Annotated in this window: 13 protein-coding genes; 10 read left to right on the top strand and 3 right to left on the bottom strand. The window is 62.1% G+C overall.

From position 1 onward, the window contains the following. The first annotated feature begins 171 nt into the window (after positions 1-171). Complete coding sequence (gene azu, locus BLV20_RS11840; RefSeq protein ID WP_092301427.1) at positions 172-618, top strand: azurin; 447 nt, start codon at positions 172-174, stop codon at positions 616-618. A gap of 255 nt (positions 619-873) precedes the next feature. Here the strand turns inward: azu and nadE are convergent, their stop codons facing one another. The 3 genes from nadE to BLV20_RS11825 form a co-directional block, all read right to left on the bottom strand. After that, positions 874-1,701: an ammonia-dependent NAD(+) synthetase gene (nadE, locus tag BLV20_RS11835; protein WP_092301424.1), complete on the bottom strand. Its 828-nt coding sequence runs from the start codon at positions 1,699-1,701 to the stop codon at positions 874-876. A 3-nt stretch (positions 1,702-1,704) separates the two neighbouring features. Continuing rightward, complete coding sequence (gene pncB, locus BLV20_RS11830) at positions 1,705-2,931, bottom strand: nicotinate phosphoribosyltransferase (RefSeq protein WP_092301421.1); 1,227 nt, start codon at positions 2,929-2,931, stop codon at positions 1,705-1,707. Between the two features lie 226 nt (positions 2,932-3,157). After that, positions 3,158-4,063, bottom strand: a complete 906-nt coding sequence (locus BLV20_RS11825; RefSeq protein ID WP_092301418.1) for a LysR family transcriptional regulator — start codon at positions 4,061-4,063, stop codon at positions 3,158-3,160. Positions 4,064-4,226: 163 nt separating this feature from the next. On the opposite strand from BLV20_RS11825, the gene BLV20_RS11820 reads away from it, so the two are divergent. The 9 genes from BLV20_RS11820 (at position 4,227) to BLV20_RS11775 (ending at position 15,922) form a co-directional block, all read left to right on the top strand. Further along, positions 4,227-5,717, top strand: coding sequence for an L-piperidine-6-carboxylate dehydrogenase (locus BLV20_RS11820; RefSeq protein ID WP_092301415.1), 1,491 nt, complete (start codon positions 4,227-4,229; stop codon positions 5,715-5,717). Positions 5,718-5,924: 207 nt separating this feature from the next. Continuing rightward, positions 5,925-7,208 carry an L-pipecolate oxidase gene (locus tag BLV20_RS11815; RefSeq protein WP_092301412.1) on the top strand — a complete coding sequence of 428 codons (1,284 nt, stop codon included), beginning with the start codon at positions 5,925-5,927 and terminating at the stop codon, positions 7,206-7,208. A 362-nt stretch (positions 7,209-7,570) separates the two neighbouring features. Further along, a complete protein-coding gene (locus BLV20_RS11810) occupies positions 7,571-8,707 on the top strand; it encodes a branched-chain amino acid ABC transporter substrate-binding protein (RefSeq protein ID WP_092301408.1) in 1,137 nt (378 codons plus the stop codon). 181 nt (positions 8,708-8,888) lie between these two features. Next, positions 8,889-9,803 carry an ABC transporter permease subunit gene (locus BLV20_RS11805; RefSeq protein WP_092301405.1) on the top strand — a complete coding sequence of 305 codons (915 nt, stop codon included), beginning with the start codon at positions 8,889-8,891 and terminating at the stop codon, positions 9,801-9,803. Between the two features lie 2 nt (positions 9,804-9,805). Beyond that, positions 9,806-11,101 (top strand): high-affinity branched-chain amino acid ABC transporter permease LivM, encoded by a 1,296-nt coding sequence (gene livM, locus BLV20_RS11800; RefSeq protein ID WP_092301402.1) that lies wholly within the window; start codon positions 9,806-9,808, stop codon positions 11,099-11,101. Then, positions 11,098-11,973: an ATP-binding cassette domain-containing protein gene (locus tag BLV20_RS11795; protein WP_092301399.1), complete on the top strand. Its 876-nt coding sequence runs from the start codon at positions 11,098-11,100 to the stop codon at positions 11,971-11,973. Before livM ends, BLV20_RS11795 begins: the two co-directional genes overlap by 4 nt. Then, a complete protein-coding gene (locus BLV20_RS11790) occupies positions 11,970-12,689 on the top strand; it encodes an ABC transporter ATP-binding protein (RefSeq protein ID WP_092301396.1) in 720 nt (239 codons plus the stop codon). Before BLV20_RS11795 ends, BLV20_RS11790 begins: the two co-directional genes overlap by 4 nt. 1,013 nt (positions 12,690-13,702) lie before the next feature. Further along, positions 13,703-14,467 (top strand): SDR family oxidoreductase, encoded by a 765-nt coding sequence (locus BLV20_RS11780; RefSeq protein WP_092301393.1) that lies wholly within the window; start codon positions 13,703-13,705, stop codon positions 14,465-14,467. Positions 14,468-15,016: 549 nt separating this feature from the next. After that, a complete protein-coding gene (locus tag BLV20_RS11775) occupies positions 15,017-15,922 on the top strand; it encodes a cation diffusion facilitator family transporter (RefSeq protein ID WP_092301390.1) in 906 nt (301 codons plus the stop codon). The last annotated feature ends 20 nt before the right edge of the window (positions 15,923-15,942 follow it).

Genomic DNA, 15,942 nt, shown 5'->3' with positions numbered 1-15,942 from the left:
AGCATAGGCCCCGCGGTTGCCGGCTGGCTGTTTGATTCTCTCGATCAGGCCGATAGCGCAAAGTTGTATACAATTTCTTGATGCAAATCATAGGAACTTGTGAAAAATTCAGGCAGTCTTCACTTCCATGGATTCAGATGGATTTTGTTAACCCTGCCTTGGAGATTCACCATGTTTGCCAAACTCGTTGCGGTATCCCTGTTGACACTGGCCAGCAGCCAGCTGATGGCCGCCGAATGCAAGGTCGATGTCGATTCCACCGACCAGATGTCCTTCAACACGAAGGAAATCACCATCGATAAAAGTTGCAAGACCTTCACCGTGAACCTGACCCATTCCGGCAGCCTGCCGAAAAACGTCATGGGCCATAACTGGGTATTGAGCAAAACCGCGGACATGGCCGGTATCGCTACCGACGGCATGGCTGCCGGCATCGACAAGAACTACCTGAAGGAAGGCGACAGCCGCATCATCGCCCACACCAAGATCATCGGTGGCGGCGAAAAGGACTCGGTAACCTTCGACGTATCGAAGCTGACCGCTGGCGAAAGCTATGAGTTCTTCTGCTCGTTCCCGGGCCACAACTCGATGATGAAAGGCGCCGTGGTGCTGAAGTGATCCGGCATTACTGAGAAGGCGCCCCGGCGGGGCGCCAGACCGCCACAAAAAACACCGTGTTCTCTTGAGGAGAACACGGCGTTTTTTTGTGCGCGCATCTTGTAGCCGCTGCCGAGCCTGCGAGGCTGCGTACGGCCGCAGAGCGCTCGCAAAATCAGGCGCCGCATACGTCCCATGGACCGCGCGGGCAGGTTTTGCGAGGACTGCGTCCTTGTACGCAGCCTCGCGGGCTCGGCAGCGGCTACGGCTGTTTATTTATGGCGCGAATGGCATCACGCGTTTGTGATGGGTCTTGTTGTAGGTATTGCAGATGATCTTGAAGGCTTCCTCGCGCACCGGCTGGCCATGCAGGAAGGCGTCGATCTCGGCGTAGGTCACGCCGTGGGAGGCCTCGTCCGGCTTGCCGGGAGACAGGTCCTCGAGGTCTGCGGTAGGGATTTTTTCCACCAGCGACTCCGGCGCGCCGAAATACCGGGCAATCGCCCGCACCTGGTTCTTCACCAGGCCGCTCAGCGGGGCCAGGTCACAGGCGCCGTCGCCGAACTTGGTGAAGAAGCCCATCACGGCCTCGGCGGCATGGTCGGTGCCGATCACCAGGCCCTGGGCGGCGCCGGCGATGGTGTATTGCGCGACCATGCGCATGCGCGCCTTGGTGTTGCCGAGCACGAAGTCCCGCGCTACCGCCTGATGGCCTTCGAAGGCCGCCACTTCGTTGGCCAGGGACTTGACCGCCGGGCCGATGTTCACGGTATGGCGTTCGTCGGGCTCGATGAAATCCACCGAAGCCTGGGCATCGTGCTCATCGAACTGCACGTCGTACGGCAGGCGCACGGCGATGAAGCGATAGCTCTGGTCGCCGCTGCTTGCGCGCAGTTCGCGCATCGCCCGCTGGGCCAGCAGGCCTGCGGCCAGGGAGTCGACGCCACCGCTGATGCCTAGCACCAGGGTCTTGAGCCCGGAATTGACCAGGCATTGCTGGATGAAGGCGACCCGCCGGGCGACTTCTGCCTCGAGATCGGCCTGGTCCTTGAAAGGGGGTTGGACCTTGAGCTGTTCAGCAATTTCACGCTGTACGGCTTGCATGATTCACTCCTTGCTTGATGTGCCAGAAAGGGCGGCAGGTACTTGGAAAACGTGGCGCAAATAAGCGACGAAGTTGGGATCCTTGCAATGAGTCTTGCCCGCTTCGTCGGAAATCTTGGCGACGGGCTGGCCATTGCAGGCGGCCATTTTAAGCACGATGCTCATCGGCTCGACACCGGGAATATCGCACGTCAGGTTGGTGCCGATACCGAAGCTGACATTGATCCGACCACGCAACGCGCGAAAAATCTCCAGCGACTTGGGCAGCGTCAGGCTGTCGGAGAACACCAGGGTCTTGCTCATCGGCTCGATCCCCAGTTTCAGGTAATGGGCGATGGCTTTTTCCGCCCAGGCGATCGGGTCGCCCGAGTCGTGGCGCAAACCGTCGAACAGCTTGGCGAAATACAGATCGAAATCGCTGAGGAAGGCGTCGGTGGTGATGCAGTCGGTCAGGGCGATCCCCAGCAGGCCGCGGTATTCGCGGACCCAGCAATCGAGGGCGGCAATCTGGCTGTCGATCAGCCGCGGCCCCAGCTGCTGGTGGGCCATGATCCATTCGTGGGCCATGGTGCCCAGGGGTTTCATGTCCAACTCGCGGGACAGGTGCACGTTGCTGGTACCGACGAAACGCCCGGGGAAATCGTGCTTGAGCACATTCACCACTTCTTCCTGGACCCGGTACGAGAAGCGCCGGCGGGTGCCGAAGTCGGCCACTTGCAGGTGCGCCAGCTCATCGGCGCTGGCGTTGGCGCTCAGCCAGTCGAACTTGCGATACAGCTGTTCGCGCGCCTGTTCCAGGACAACTTCGCGGTAGCGATAGCGGTTACGCACCTCGCTGACGATCGCCAGCATCGGCACTTCGAACAGGATCACATGCAGCCAGGGCCCGCGCAGGCGGATGAACAGCTCGCCGTTCTCGATGCCGGTGTGGACATAACGCAGGTTGAAGCGAAACAGTCCGAGAAAACGCAGGAAATCCGGCTTCAGGAAGCTGATGCGCTCGAGAAAGCTCAACTGGTCGGCGCTCAGGCTCAGGTCGGCCAGGCGCTCGAACTGATAGCGGATCTCCGCCAGGTAAGGGCGCAGGTCCTCGCTGTTGCGGCAGCGGAATTCCCATTCGACTTCCACATTGGGGTAGTTGTGCAGCACCGCCTGCATCATGGTCAGTTTGTAGAAATCGGTGTCGAGCAGGTTCTGCACGATGCGATCGGCAAACACACTCTCGCTCATAACGGAAATCTCCATGCTGGCCGCGAAGGGCGCGGCTTTTCAGCTTTTCAATAAAGGCAGTAGTGGCGCATATCCGCCGTGGGTTGTGCCAGTGTTTTTTGCTTGGGGACGATGTCGAGGCTGATGGACTCATCGCGGGCAAGCCTCGCTCCTACAGGTACGGCGCTGCTCTTGTAGGAGCGAGGCTTGCCCGCGATAAGGCCGTGCGGCTCGCACCGATCCCGGATCAGGTCGGGCCCGTGCTGTCGATCTGCTCCAGCATCCAGCGCACGAAATCCCGCACCTTGGGCACTTCGGCCGCGTGTTCCGGGTAGGCCAGGTAATAGGCATCGTGGCTGGGCATGGCGTAGTCCCAGGCCAGCACCAGCTTGCCCTCGGCCAGCTCTTCCTCGACCAGGAACCGCGGCAGCAGGGCCACGCCGCAGCCGACCTGGGCGGCCCGGATGCACATATAGAAGGTTTCGAAGCGCGGGCCGTGATAGCTGTGCTCGGTGTGGTAACCCTGGCTGTCGAACCAGTCATGCCAGGCCTGCGGCCGCGAGGCCAGTTGCAGCAGCACCAGCTCGGCCAGTTGCGTCGGGTCGGTGAAGGGCTTGTCCGGCAGGCTGCCCGGGGCACAGACCGCCACCAGTTCTTCGCCGAACAGCTTCAGGCACTCGGTGCCGGGGCGCGAACCCTGGCCGAAATAGAACGCCATGTCGCTGCGGCCCTGCAGCAGGTCGTCGGCTTCCTGCTCGTTGCACAGGTCGAGGTGGATTTGCGGATGGCGCAGGCGCCAGCCCTTGAGGCGCGGCACTAGCCAGCGCGCGCCGAAGGTCGATGGCGTGGACACCCGCAGGACCTCGGTTTCGCCGCCATAGGAGCGCAGGTAATGGGTCGACATCTCGATCTGCGAAAGGATCTTGCGCACTTCCACCAGGTACAGGTCGCCGGCCGGGGTCAGTTGCAGGCGCCGGCGAACCCGGCGAAACAGCAGGTGCTGCAGGAGTTCCTCGAGCTGCGCGACCTGCTTGCTGACCGCGCTCTGGGTCAGGTTCAGCTCCTCCGCTGCGCGGGTGAAGCTCAGGTGCCGGGTGACGGCCTCGAAACACTGCAGGGCGGTGATCGAGGGCAGGTAGCGTTTGTTCAGCATCGAGGGTTCCTTGTTCTTGTCCCGGCTGCGCAGCATGAATAAACGGAATGATATCTCGCCTAATCGTCGTTTGTTGGCAAGTCTCGGGCCGGCTACAACTAGAGTCCTGAATAGCTGTTTCAACGGCTACGACTTTTTGCTTTCCATTTGTAAGGAGTGACCCATGGTTGCCGCATTGCTTGATCGTCTTGGTGTGAACCCGGCCCTGTACCAATCGGGCAAGCAGCCCGTGCATTCGCCGATCGACGGCAGCCGCATCGCCTCGGTGAACTGGCAGGGCGCAGCCGAAGTGGAGCAGCAGGTCAGTCGCGCCGAGCATGCCTTCGAACTGTGGCGCAAGGTGCCGGCGCCGCGTCGCGGCGAGCTGGTGCGCCAGTTCGGCGAAGTGCTGCGCGAATACAAGGCCGACCTGGGCGAGCTGGTGTCCTGGGAAGCCGGCAAGATCACCCAGGAAGGCTTGGGCGAAGTGCAGGAAATGATCGACATCTGCGACTTCGCGGTCGGCCTGTCGCGCCAGCTGTACGGCCTGACCATCGCTTCCGAGCGTCCTGGCCACCATATGCGCGAGACCTGGCACCCGCTGGGCATCGTCGGGGTGATCAGCGCGTTCAACTTCCCGGTCGCGGTCTGGGCCTGGAACACCACCCTGGCGCTGGTCTGCGGCAACCCGGTGATCTGGAAACCCTCGGAAAAAACACCCTTGACCGCCCTGGCCTGCCAGGCGCTGTTCGAGCGCGTGCTGAAAAACTTCAACGACGCCCCCGAATACCTGAGCCAGGTGGTCATCGGCGGGCGCGACGCCGGCGAAGCGCTGGTGGACGACCCCCGCGTGGCCCTGATCAGCGCCACCGGCAGCACCCGCATGGGCCGCGAAGTGGCACCGAAGATCGCCGCGCGTTTCGCCCGCAGCATCCTCGAACTGGGCGGCAACAACGCGATGATCCTCGCCCCGAGCGCCGACCTGGACATGGCCGTGCGCGCCATCCTGTTCAGCGCCGTCGGTACCGCTGGCCAGCGCTGCACGACGTTGCGCCGGCTGATCGCCCACGAATCGGTGAAGGACGAAATCGTCACCCGCCTCAAGGCCGCCTATGCCAAGGTGCGCATCGGCCATCCGCTGCAAGGCAACCTGATCGGCCCGCTGATCGACAAGCACAGCTTCGACAATATGCAGGATGCGCTGGAGCAGGCGCTGAGCGAAGGCGGTCGGGTATTCGGCGGCAAGCGCCAGCTCGAGGAGCAGTTCCCCAACGCGTATTACGTGTCGCCAGCGATCGTCGAGATGCCGGAGCAGAGCGATGTGGTGTGCAGCGAAACCTTCGCGCCGATTCTCTACGTGGTGGGCTACAGCGATTTCGACGAAGCGCTGCGCCTGAACAACGCCGTGCCGCAAGGCTTGTCGTCCTGCATCTTCACCACCGATGTGCGCGAGGCCGAACAGTTCATGTCGGCGGTGGGCAGCGACTGCGGCATCGCCAACGTCAATATCGGCCCGAGCGGCGCGGAAATCGGCGGCGCCTTCGGGGGCGAGAAAGAAACCGGCGGCGGCCGCGAATCCGGCTCCGATGCCTGGCGCGCCTATATGCGCCGGCAGACCAACACCGTGAACTATTCGCTGGAGCTGCCATTGGCGCAGGGTATTACCTTCGATTGACCGACCCCAATCGCGCCCGCTCGCCGGGCGCTGTAGCCGCTGCCGAAGGCTGCGATAGGCTCCGAAGGAGCTTGGTTGCCAATCTCCTGTCGGGCCTATGGCGGTCTTCAGGTCGCCGCGACCGTACCGGTCGATCGCAGCCTGCGGCAGTGGCTACAGGGAGGTGCTGGTTCATGGTCTGTAGTTCGTTGATTTCGGAGTCTGGCAATGCCGTTACGCGAAGAATGCCTGTGGGAAAAACTGACGCCGCAAAGGCCTGACAATGCCGCGCTCAAGGGCGAGGTCACGGTGGATGTCTGCGTGATCGGTGCGGGTTTTACCGGCCTGTCGGCCGCCGTGCACCTGCTGGAGCAGGGCAAAAGGGTCTGTGTACTGGAAGCCCATCGCACCGGGCACGGTGGTTCGGGGCGCAACGTCGGGCTGGTGAATGCCGGGATGTGGATCCCGCCGGACGAGATCGAAGCCGGTTTCGGCGAGGCGGTCGGCAGTCAGCTCAACCGCATGCTGGGGGCGGCGCCGTCCCTGGTGTTCAGCCTGATCGACAAATACCGCATCGATTGCCAGCTGCGCCGCGAAGGCACCTTGCACATGGCGCACAACGCCCGGGGTGAGGCCGACCTGCGCAGCCGCGAGGAACAATGGAAACGTCGCGGCGCACCGGTCGAGCTGTTGACCGGCGCGGCCTGTGAGAGCGCCACCGGCACCCAAAAGATTGCCGCTGCCTTGCTCGATCGCCGGGCCGGCACGGTCAACCCCATGGCCTATGTCAGTGGCCTGGCCAAGGCCGCGCTCGACTTGGGTGGCCAGCTGTTCGACCATTCGCCGGTGACCCGGCTCGAACGCCAGGGCCAGCGCTGGTCGGTGCAGACCGCCCAGGGCTCGGTGCTGGCCGAGCAGGTGGTGATCGCCTCCAACGCCTACACCGAGGGCGACTGGACCGAATTGCGGCGCAACTTCTTCCCCGGTTATTACTACCAGGTCGCTTCCAGGCCGCTGACCGAAGACGCCGCGCAGCGGATCCTGCCGGGTGGCCAGGGTTCCTGGGACACCCGCCAGGTGCTCAGCAGCATTCGCCGGGACGCCGACGGCCGCCTGCTGCTGGGCAGCCTGGGCAATGGCAACCAGAAGCCGGCCTGGTTCCTCAAGGCCTGGGCCGACCGGGTGCAGCAGCACTATTTCCCCTACCTGAAAACGGTGGAATGGGAATGCACCTGGACCGGCTGTATCGCCTTCACTCCCGACCATCTGATGCGCCTGTTCGAGCCGGCGCCCGGTTTAGTGGCAGTCACCGGCTATAACGGCCGGGGCGTGACCACCGGCACCGTGGTCGGCAAGGCGTTCGCCGATTATCTGTGTAACGGAAACCCCCAGGCCCTGCCGATTCCCTTCGCGCCCATGCAGCCCCTGGCCGGCGCGGGCTTGCGCAGTTGCCTGTACGAGGCCGGGTTTTCGCTGTATCACGCGGGCCAGTGCCTGCGGATCGTTATCTGATTGAGGAAATATGTTGCGCGGTGCGGCGCTTTTCGGCGCAGCGACTAGCCTGTAATGGTGCGGGGCGTAGCAGTCCCGCACCAGCAGTGTGCAGTTAGGTTACGCAGGCTGTTACAGGCTGGTTGCACGTTGATTTGTCCCGCGGTTGCAATGATGGCGCAGGCGGGTTGCGCCCTGTGTTTTATACGGTTTTACCTTCCGCGGTTTAGACGGTTGCACGCCCAATAAAAAAGGGCTCGAAACAGTCGAAATAACAATAAAAGAGCGACTTTTTTAAGAATAAAAAACCAATGGCACGGCCCTTGCTCTGAGCATTCGGTGAAGTCGCAGTGCCAACTAAAAAAACCTTGGAGCACCACCTCATGTCCCAGACGTTTTACAAGAAAGGCTTTCTGGCCCTCGCAGTGGCAGCTGCGTTGGGTGTTTCTGCGTTTGCTCAGGCCGACCTCAAGATCGGCGTAGCGGGTCCCATGACAGGCGCCAACGCGGCATTTGGCGAGCAGTACATGAAGGGTGCACAAGCAGCGGCTGACGAAATCAACGCCAAGGGCGGCGTCAACGGCGAGAAGATCGTCCTGATCAAGGGCGACGACGCCTGCGAACCGAAACAGGCCGTGGCCGTAGCCAACCGCCTGGTCGACCAGGACAAGGTGATCGGCGTGGTCGGGCACTTCTGCTCCTCCAACACCATCCCCGCTTCCGAGGTGTACGACGAAGCTGGCGTGATCGCCATCACCCCGGGCTCCACCAACCCGCAGGTCACCGAGCGCGGCCTCTCCGCCATGTTCCGCATGTGCGGGCGTGACGACCAGCAGGGCATCGTCGCCGGCGACTACATCGTCGACGTGCTCAAGGGCAAGAAAGTCGTGGTCCTGCATGACAAGGACACCTACGGCCAGGGCCTGGCGGACGCCACCAAGGCGCAACTGGCCAAGCGCGGCGTGACGCCGGTGCTGTACGAAGGCCTGACCCGCGGCGAGAAAGACTTCAGCGCCGTGGTCACCAAGATCCGCGCCGCCGGTGCCGATGTCGTCTACTTCGGCGGCCTGCACCCGGAAGCCGGCCCGCTGGTGCGCCAGATGCGCGAGCAGGGCCTCAAAGACGTCAAGTTCATGTCCGACGACGGTATCGTCACCGACGAACTGGTGACCACCGCTGGCGGCCCACAGTACGTCGACGGTGTGTACATGACCTTCGGCGCCGACCCGCGCCTGCTGCCGGACAGCAAGACCGTGGTCGACGCTTTCCGCAAGGCCGGCACCGAGCCTGAAGGCTACACACTGTATGCCTACGCGTCGGTCCAGGCCCTGGCTGCCGGCTTCAACGGCGCCAAATCCAACAAGGGCGAAGACGCCGCCAAGTGGCTCAAGGCCAACCCGGTGAAAACCGTGATGGGCGAGAAGACCTGGGACGCCAAGGGCGACCTGAAAGTCTCCGACTACGTGGTTTACCAGTGGGACAAGGACGGCAAATACCACCAGCTGGAAAAACAGAAGTGACATGAGCGCCCGGGCGGGCCGGACCTTGTGCCTTCAAGGCATGGGCCGGCCTGCCGCAAGCGTGTCCGTGCAGTACCTGTCTTTTCTCGTAGAGCTGCACAACTGTCGTGTTGCGCGGGTGGTTGAACGCCAGGCCGTCGTATCCGCTGTGTGCAGTCTCTCAAATGCGTGAGATTGCGTTATGGATGGTATTTTCCTGCAGCAACTGATCAATGGACTGACCCTCGGGTCTGTCTATGGTCTGATCGCCATCGGCTACACAATGGTCTATGGCATCATCGGCATGATCAACTTCGCCCACGGCGAGGTTTACATGATTTCCGCTTACCTCGCGGCAATCAGTCTGGCTCTGCTGGCCTACTTCGGCATCGAATCCTTCCCGCTGCTCATTCTCGGTACCCTGGTCTTCACCGTCGTCGTGACGGGGATTTATGGCTGGGTGATCGAGCGCGTCGCCTACAAGCCCCTGCGCAACTCCACCCGACTGGCGCCGCTGATCAGCGCCATCGGTATCTCGCTGATCCTGCAGAACTACGCGCAGATCAGCCAGGGCGCCAAGCAACAAGGTGTGCCGACGCTGCTGGCCGGCGCCTGGAAGGTCGAGATCGGCACCGGTTTCGTCCAGCTCACCTACACCAAGATCTTCATCCTGGTGGCGGCATTCGTCGGCATGGCCCTGCTCACCTACATCATCAAGTACACCAAGCTCGGCCGCATGTGCCGCGCCACCCAGCAAGACCGCAAGATGGCCTCGATCCTCGGGATCAACACCGACCGGGTGATTTCCTACGTGTTCATCATCGGCGCCGCCATGGCGGCGCTGGCGGGCGTACTGATCACCATGAACTACGGCACGTTCGACTTCTATGCCGGCTTCATCATCGGCATCAAGGCGTTCACCGCGGCGGTCCTCGGCGGCATCGGCTCGCTGCCCGGGGCGATGCTCGGCGGGATCATCCTCGGGATCTCCGAGTCGCTGTTCTCCGGTCTGATCAACTCCGACTACAAAGACGTGTTCAGTTTCTCGCTGCTGGTGCTGATTCTGATCTTCCGTCCCCAAGGCCTGCTGGGTCGCCCACTCGTGGCGAAGGTATAAGTATGTCTGCTGCCAATAAACCGATTGATATCAAAAAGAGCCTTATCGACGCCGTGCTGGCCGGGCTGATCTCGCTGATCGTGTTCGGCCCTATCGTGGGCGTGGTGCTCGAAGGCTACAGCTTCAACCTGCAACCGGCCCGCGTCGGCTGGCTGGTGGCGATCGTGATGGTCGGCCGTTTCGCCTTGAGCCTGTTTTTGCAGACACCCAAGGGGCTGAAGATCCTCCAGGGCTTCGAAAGCAGCAGCTCGGGCGTGCATGTGCACGCGCCGGACTACAAGTCGCGGCTGCGCTGGATCATCCCGGCGCTGATCGTGATCGCCATCGTCTTCCCGTTCTTCGCCAACAAGTACCTGCTGACCGTGGTCATTCTCGGGCTGATCTACGTGCTGCTCGGCCTGGGGCTGAACATCGTGGTGGGCCTGGCCGGGTTGCTCGACCTGGGGTACGTGGCGTTCTACGCCATCGGTGCCTACGGCCTGGCGCTGGGTTACCAGTACCTCGGCCTGGGCTTCTGGACGGTGCTGCCGCTGGCGGCCATCGCCGCGGCGATGGCGGGCTGCATACTCGGCTTCCCGGTGTTGCGCATGCACGGTGACTACCTGGCTATCGTGACCCTGGGGTTCGGCGAGATCATCCGCCTGGTGCTCAACAACTGGCTGTCCTTCACTGGCGGCCCGAACGGCATGCCGGTTCCGTCACCGAGCATTTTCGGCCTGGAATTCACTCGGCGGGCGAAGGATGGCGGGGTGCCGTTCCATGAGTTCTTCGGCCTGGAATACAACCCCAACCTGAAGTTCCTGTTCATCTACATCGTGCTGTTCATCGTTGTGCTGCTGGTGCTCTACATCAAGCACCGCCTGACCCGCATGCCGGTCGGCCGGGCCTGGGAAGCCTTGCGCGAAGACGAGATCGCCTGCCGCGCCATGGGCCTGAACCACGTGTTGGTGAAACTCTCGGCCTTTACCATCGGCGCTTCCACCGCCGGCCTGGCCGGGGTGTTCTTCGCCAGCTACCAGGGCTTTGTGAACCCGTCTTCCTTCACCTTCTTCGAGTCGGCGCTGATCCTGGCCATCGTGGTCCTGGGCGGCATGGGTTCGACCGTGGGCGTGGTGATCGCGGCGTTCGTGCTCACCGTGGCGCCGGAGCTGCTGCGCAGCTTCTCCGAGTACCGGGTGTTGCTGTTCGGCATTCTCATGGTGTTGATGATGATCTGGCGGCCACGCGGCCTGATTCGTATCAGCCGTACCGGGGTGATGCCGCGTAAAGGGGCCTTGGTCGAGAGGAGCGCGCCATGAGCGATGAAATCATTCTCAAGGTAGAGAACCTGATGATGCACTTCGGTGGCATCAAGGCCCTGAGCGATGTCAGCCTGGAGGTCAAGCGCAATTCGATCTTCGCCCTGATCGGCCCCAACGGCGCCGGCAAGACCACAGTGTTCAACTGCCTGACCGGCTTCTACAAAGCCACGGGCGGGCATATCGCCCTCAATACCCGGGGCACGCCGACCAACGTCATCAAGCTGTTGGGCGAGCCGTTCCGGGCGACCGACTTCGTCTCGCCCAAGCGCTTTGCCAGCCGGCTGTTCTACAAGATGTTCGGCGGTACCCACCTGGTGAACCGCGCGGGCCTGGCGCGGACTTTCCAGAACATTCGCCTGTTCAGGGAAATGTCCGTGGTGGAGAACCTGCTGGTGGCCCAGCACATGTGGGTCAATCGCAGCCTGGTGTCCGGCGTCCTCAATACCAAGGCTTACCGCAAGGCCGAAAGCGACGCCCTGGACCATGCCTTCTACTGGCTGGAAGTGGTGGACCTGGTGGACTGCGCCAACCGCCTGGCCGGCGAACTCTCCTACGGCCAGCAACGCCGCCTGGAAATCGCCCGCGCCATGTGCACCCGGCCGCAGATCATCTGCCTCGACGAACCGGCCGCCGGCCTCAACCCCCAGGAAACCGAAGCGCTCAGCGCGATGATCCGGCTGCTGCGTGACGAGCACGACCTGACCGTGGTGCTGATTGAACATGACATGGGCATGGTGATGAGTATTTCCGACCATATCGTGGTGCTCGACCACGGCAACGTGATCGCCGAGGGCGGGCCTGAAGCGATCCGCAACGATCCGAAAGTGATTGCCGCCTACCTGGGTGCGGACGAAGAGGAGCTGGTATGACGACTGCACCTATCCTCGAACTCAAGGACCTGGATGTGTATTACGGGCCGATCCAGGCCCTGAAAAAAGTCTCGCTGCACATCAACGAAGGTGAAACCGTGAGCCTGATCGGCTCCAACGGTGCCGGCAAGTCGACGCTGCTGATGTCGATTTTCGGCCAGCCGCGGGCCGAGTCCGGGCAGATCATCTATCGCGGCGTGGACATCACCCACAAGTCCTCGCACTACATCGCCTCCAACGGCATCGCCCAGTCGCCGGAAGGGCGCCGGGTATTTCCCGACATGACGGTGGAGGAGAACCTGCTGATGGGCACCATCCCCATCGGCGACAAGTACGCCGCCGAAGACATGCAGCGCATGTTCGAACTGTTCCCGCGGCTCAAGGAACGGCGGACCCAGCGGGCCATGACCATGTCCGGCGGCGAACAGCAGATGCTCGCCATCGCCCGCGCGCTGATGAGCCGTCCCAAGCTGCTGTTGCTCGACGAACCGAGCCTGGGGCTGGCGCCGATCGTGGTGAAGCAGATCTTCGCCACCCTGCGCGAGCTGGCGTCCACCGGCATGACCATCTTCCTGGTCGAGCAGAACGCCAACCACGCGCTGAAGCTGTCGGACCGGGCCTATGTGATGGTCAACGGTGAGATCCGCCTGAGCGGCAGCGGCCACGAACTGCTGGCCAACGAGGAGGTGCGCAACGCCTATCTGGGCGGCCACTGAGCCTGCCTGTCGGGTAAAAAAACTGCCCCGCCGGCTCGCGCCGCCGGGGCATTTTTATCCACACCCTGCGCCCATCCCCGTAGGAGCGAGGCTTGCCCGCGACAAACGATGACGCGGCCTACCAAGCCCAAACCGCCTCGCCGCCTGCCAATCAAACATCGCCGCGCCGCCACCCCTGCATGATCGAAAAACCTTTGTCCACAGCAGAAGCCGGAAATTGTGGAAAACATTATTCGCAAGCTGGCAAAGCGCGGCATAAAGACGCTGCAAATAGTTGTTTTGCCACGCTTTTGACTTGTCCCCGTTTGCTGTGGAACTGGCTGTGGGTAACGTGGGAGTAGCTGGCTGTACACCTTGAACGGCGTGGCCTCCAGGCGTGTGGTCGTTTTTTGATCAGGCGTTTTCGCCGAACCTCGAGCCGCCGTTGTCAACCTTTTTATTGTCGCAGGCAAAGGGCTGGAACAGCCTGGATAAGCCTGTGGATAAGTCTGTGATTAAACTCTGGAAAGAGTCGCCAAGGCAGCGTCGTTGCTGGCTCCAAGCCATCCCTCGTCTGACTGTCCGGTCGCCTTTTTTGCCCAGGGCTGCATGGACGCCATGCCCGGGTCAAGCAAAAAACTTTCTAAAACCGCCTGCAGCCCCTGTGGATAGCGGCTTGCGGACTTTTGCACTTGCCCCCAAAGACTGTGGAGCGTCCTGTGGATAAGGTGCGTGCATATGGCTGCGGGCCACGACCTGCCTGGCTTGGCGGTGGTTGGTTGTTTTTTGTACAGTTGTGTCTCTGTAGCCGCTGCCGAAGGCTGCGATAAAGCCCGGAGGTCCTTTCAACGATCTTGAAGAGCACGCCCTCTTCGAACGGAATGCCGCCCAGACGCAGCCTTCGGCAGCGGCTACAGGGGAGGCTGATCGCCTGGCTCGCACAACCTCCGGTTGCTGCTGCGATTCAGGCCGGGCATGCTGCGACACGATTTTTCATTTCCACGGCGGTCCGACGCCCCAGCAAGGAGAACACCATGACTTCCACCCTGTTTATTACCGGCGCGACCTCCGGTTTTGGCGAAGCCTGTGCCCGTCGTTTTGCCGAGGCCGGCTGGTCGCTGGTGCTGACCGGTCGCCGTGAAGAACGCCTCAACGCCCTGTGCGCCGAACTGTCGAAGCAGACCGAAGTGCACGGCCTGGTGCTCGATGTGCGGGACCGCAAGGCCATGGAGGAGGCGATTGCCAACCTGCCGCCGTCGTTCGCCAAGTTGCGCGGGCTGATCAACAACGCCGGCCTGGCCCTGGGCGTCGACCCGGCGCCCAAGTGCGACCTGGATGACTGGGACACCATGGTCGACACCAACATCAAGGGCCTGATGTACAGCACCCGCTTGCTGCTGCCACGGCTGATCGCCCATGGCCGCGGCGCCGGCATCGTCAACCTCGGCTCCATCGCCGGCAACTACCCGTACCCGGGCAGCCACGTGTATGGCGCAAGCAAGGCGTTCGTCAAACAGTTCTCGCTGAACCTGCGTTGCGACCTGCAAGGCACTGGTGTGCGGGTCACCAACATCGAGCCGGGCCTGTGCGAAAGCGAGTTCTCCCTGGTGCGTTTCAAAGGCGACCAGGAGCGCTACGACGCCACCTACGCCGGCGCCGAGCCGATCCAGCCGCAGGACATCGCCGACACCATCTTCTGGGTGCTCAACACCCCGGCCCACGTCAATATCAACAGCCTGGAGCTGATGCCGGTGAGCCAGACCTGGGCCGGTTTCGCCATCGAACGCAACAAAAACTGATCCGCCCCTAGGCTGGAATCCCCTGTAGCCGCTGCCGAGCCCGCGAGGCTGCGAACGACTGCGCAGCAGGCGCCGCTCTTTCGGGCGCTGAGGTCCTGCGGACCTATCGCAGCCTGCGGCAGCGGCTACAGGGGGCGTCTACAACTCTTGCCACTGTCGCAAGGTCTTGCGCACATAGCATGATCCCCCGTAGCCGCTGCCGAGCCCGCGAGGCTGCGATCGACTGCGCAGCAGGCGCCGCTCTTTCGGGCGCGGAGGTCCTGCGGACCTATCGCAGCCTGCGGCAGCGGCTACAGGGGCGTCTACAATTCTTGCCACCGTCGCGAAGCCTTGCAGACGTAGCCTGATCCCCCGTAGCCGCTGCTGAGCCCGCGAGGCTGTGAACGACTGCGCAGCAGGCGCCGCTTTTTCGGGCGCTGAGGTCCGGCAGCGAACATCCACGTACTGTCGTTCAGGCGGCTAACAGCTCGCACAAGGTAAACTCGCGCTCCGCAATTTACCGCCGCCTTGCAACAAGGCGGCGATTTCAAAGGTTCTCGAGGAGGAAATGTGAGTAACCGAGGTGAGCAGGTACTGCTCAAACAATCGACCATCCTGATGTTCGCCGTGGCGATCGCCGCTATCGTCACGGGTTTTTTTTCCGGCTCCCAATCGATTCTGTTCGATGGTTTTTTTTCGCTGATCGCGACCGTCATCAAGGTCTTGATGCTGATCACCGCCAAGCTCATCGCCAAGGAAAGTAACCAGCGCTTTCAGTTCGGCTTCTGGCACCTGGAGCCGATGGTGCTGCTGATCGAAGGCAGCTTTTTGTTGCTGATTGCGATCTACGCCTTTCTCAGCGGTATGTTCGGCATCATCAACGGTGGCCGCGAGATCGAACTGGGCCTGGTGATTCCTTTTGCGATGGTGCTTAGCGTCGTCTGTTTCGCCTATTTCTTCTACGTCCGTTATCGCAATCGCACGTTGAAATCCTCGTTGATCCAGTTCGACAACATCAGCTGGCTGGTGGACGCGATGCTCTCGGTCGGCTTGCTGGTGAGCTTTCTCATCGCGTTGCTGCTCAAGACCCAGGGTTATGGCCAGTGGGCCGCTTACGTCGACCCGTCAATCCTGATCCTGCTGGCCCTGAGCATGCTGGCGCCGGCCTTCAATATCCTCAAGCCAGCGTTACGCGATGTACTGGGAATTGTCCCGGACCAACTGGATGACAAGGTTCGCCAAGTGATGGACGAGGCGAAAGTCGAGCACGGCTTTGCCGACTACATCTCGTATGTGCAGAAGCACGGACGGGCGCGGTTCATCGAGATTCACATCGTGCTGCCGCAGGACTATCCATTGCAGGGCGTGGCGACGCTGGACAAGCTGCGCGAGGAGATATCCACACAGCTCGGCAAGGCCGATGCCGCGCGCTGGCTGACCATCAGCTTTACCGGCGACCGCAAGTGGATTGCCTGAGGCCTTCCTGAACGCAGGCG

This window comes from Pseudomonas sp. NFIX28, from assembly GCF_900107395.1.
Classification (GTDB): domain Bacteria; phylum Pseudomonadota; class Gammaproteobacteria; order Pseudomonadales; family Pseudomonadaceae; genus Aquipseudomonas.
Note: the sequence above shows the minus strand (reverse complement) of the source record. Positions and strands in the feature narration are given on the sequence as shown.

Coding starts and splice junctions, on each gene's coding strand:
- azu (WP_092301427.1), top strand. CDS start 172: ATGTTTGCCAAACTCGTTGCGGTATCCCTGTTGACACTGGCCAGCAGC.
- nadE (WP_092301424.1), bottom strand. CDS start 1,701: ATGCAAGCCGTACAGCGTGAAATTGCTGAACAGCTCAAGGTCCAACCC.
- pncB (WP_092301421.1), bottom strand. CDS start 2,931: ATGAGCGAGAGTGTGTTTGCCGATCGCATCGTGCAGAACCTGCTCGAC.
- BLV20_RS11825 (WP_092301418.1), bottom strand. CDS start 4,063: ATGCTGAACAAACGCTACCTGCCCTCGATCACCGCCCTGCAGTGTTTC.
- BLV20_RS11820 (WP_092301415.1), top strand. CDS start 4,227: ATGGTTGCCGCATTGCTTGATCGTCTTGGTGTGAACCCGGCCCTGTAC.
- BLV20_RS11815 (WP_092301412.1), top strand. CDS start 5,925: ATGCCGTTACGCGAAGAATGCCTGTGGGAAAAACTGACGCCGCAAAGG.
- BLV20_RS11810 (WP_092301408.1), top strand. CDS start 7,571: ATGTCCCAGACGTTTTACAAGAAAGGCTTTCTGGCCCTCGCAGTGGCA.
- BLV20_RS11805 (WP_092301405.1), top strand. CDS start 8,889: ATGGATGGTATTTTCCTGCAGCAACTGATCAATGGACTGACCCTCGGG.
- livM (WP_092301402.1), top strand. CDS start 9,806: ATGTCTGCTGCCAATAAACCGATTGATATCAAAAAGAGCCTTATCGAC.
- BLV20_RS11795 (WP_092301399.1), top strand. CDS start 11,098: ATGAGCGATGAAATCATTCTCAAGGTAGAGAACCTGATGATGCACTTC.
- BLV20_RS11790 (WP_092301396.1), top strand. CDS start 11,970: ATGACGACTGCACCTATCCTCGAACTCAAGGACCTGGATGTGTATTAC.
- BLV20_RS11780 (WP_092301393.1), top strand. CDS start 13,703: ATGACTTCCACCCTGTTTATTACCGGCGCGACCTCCGGTTTTGGCGAA.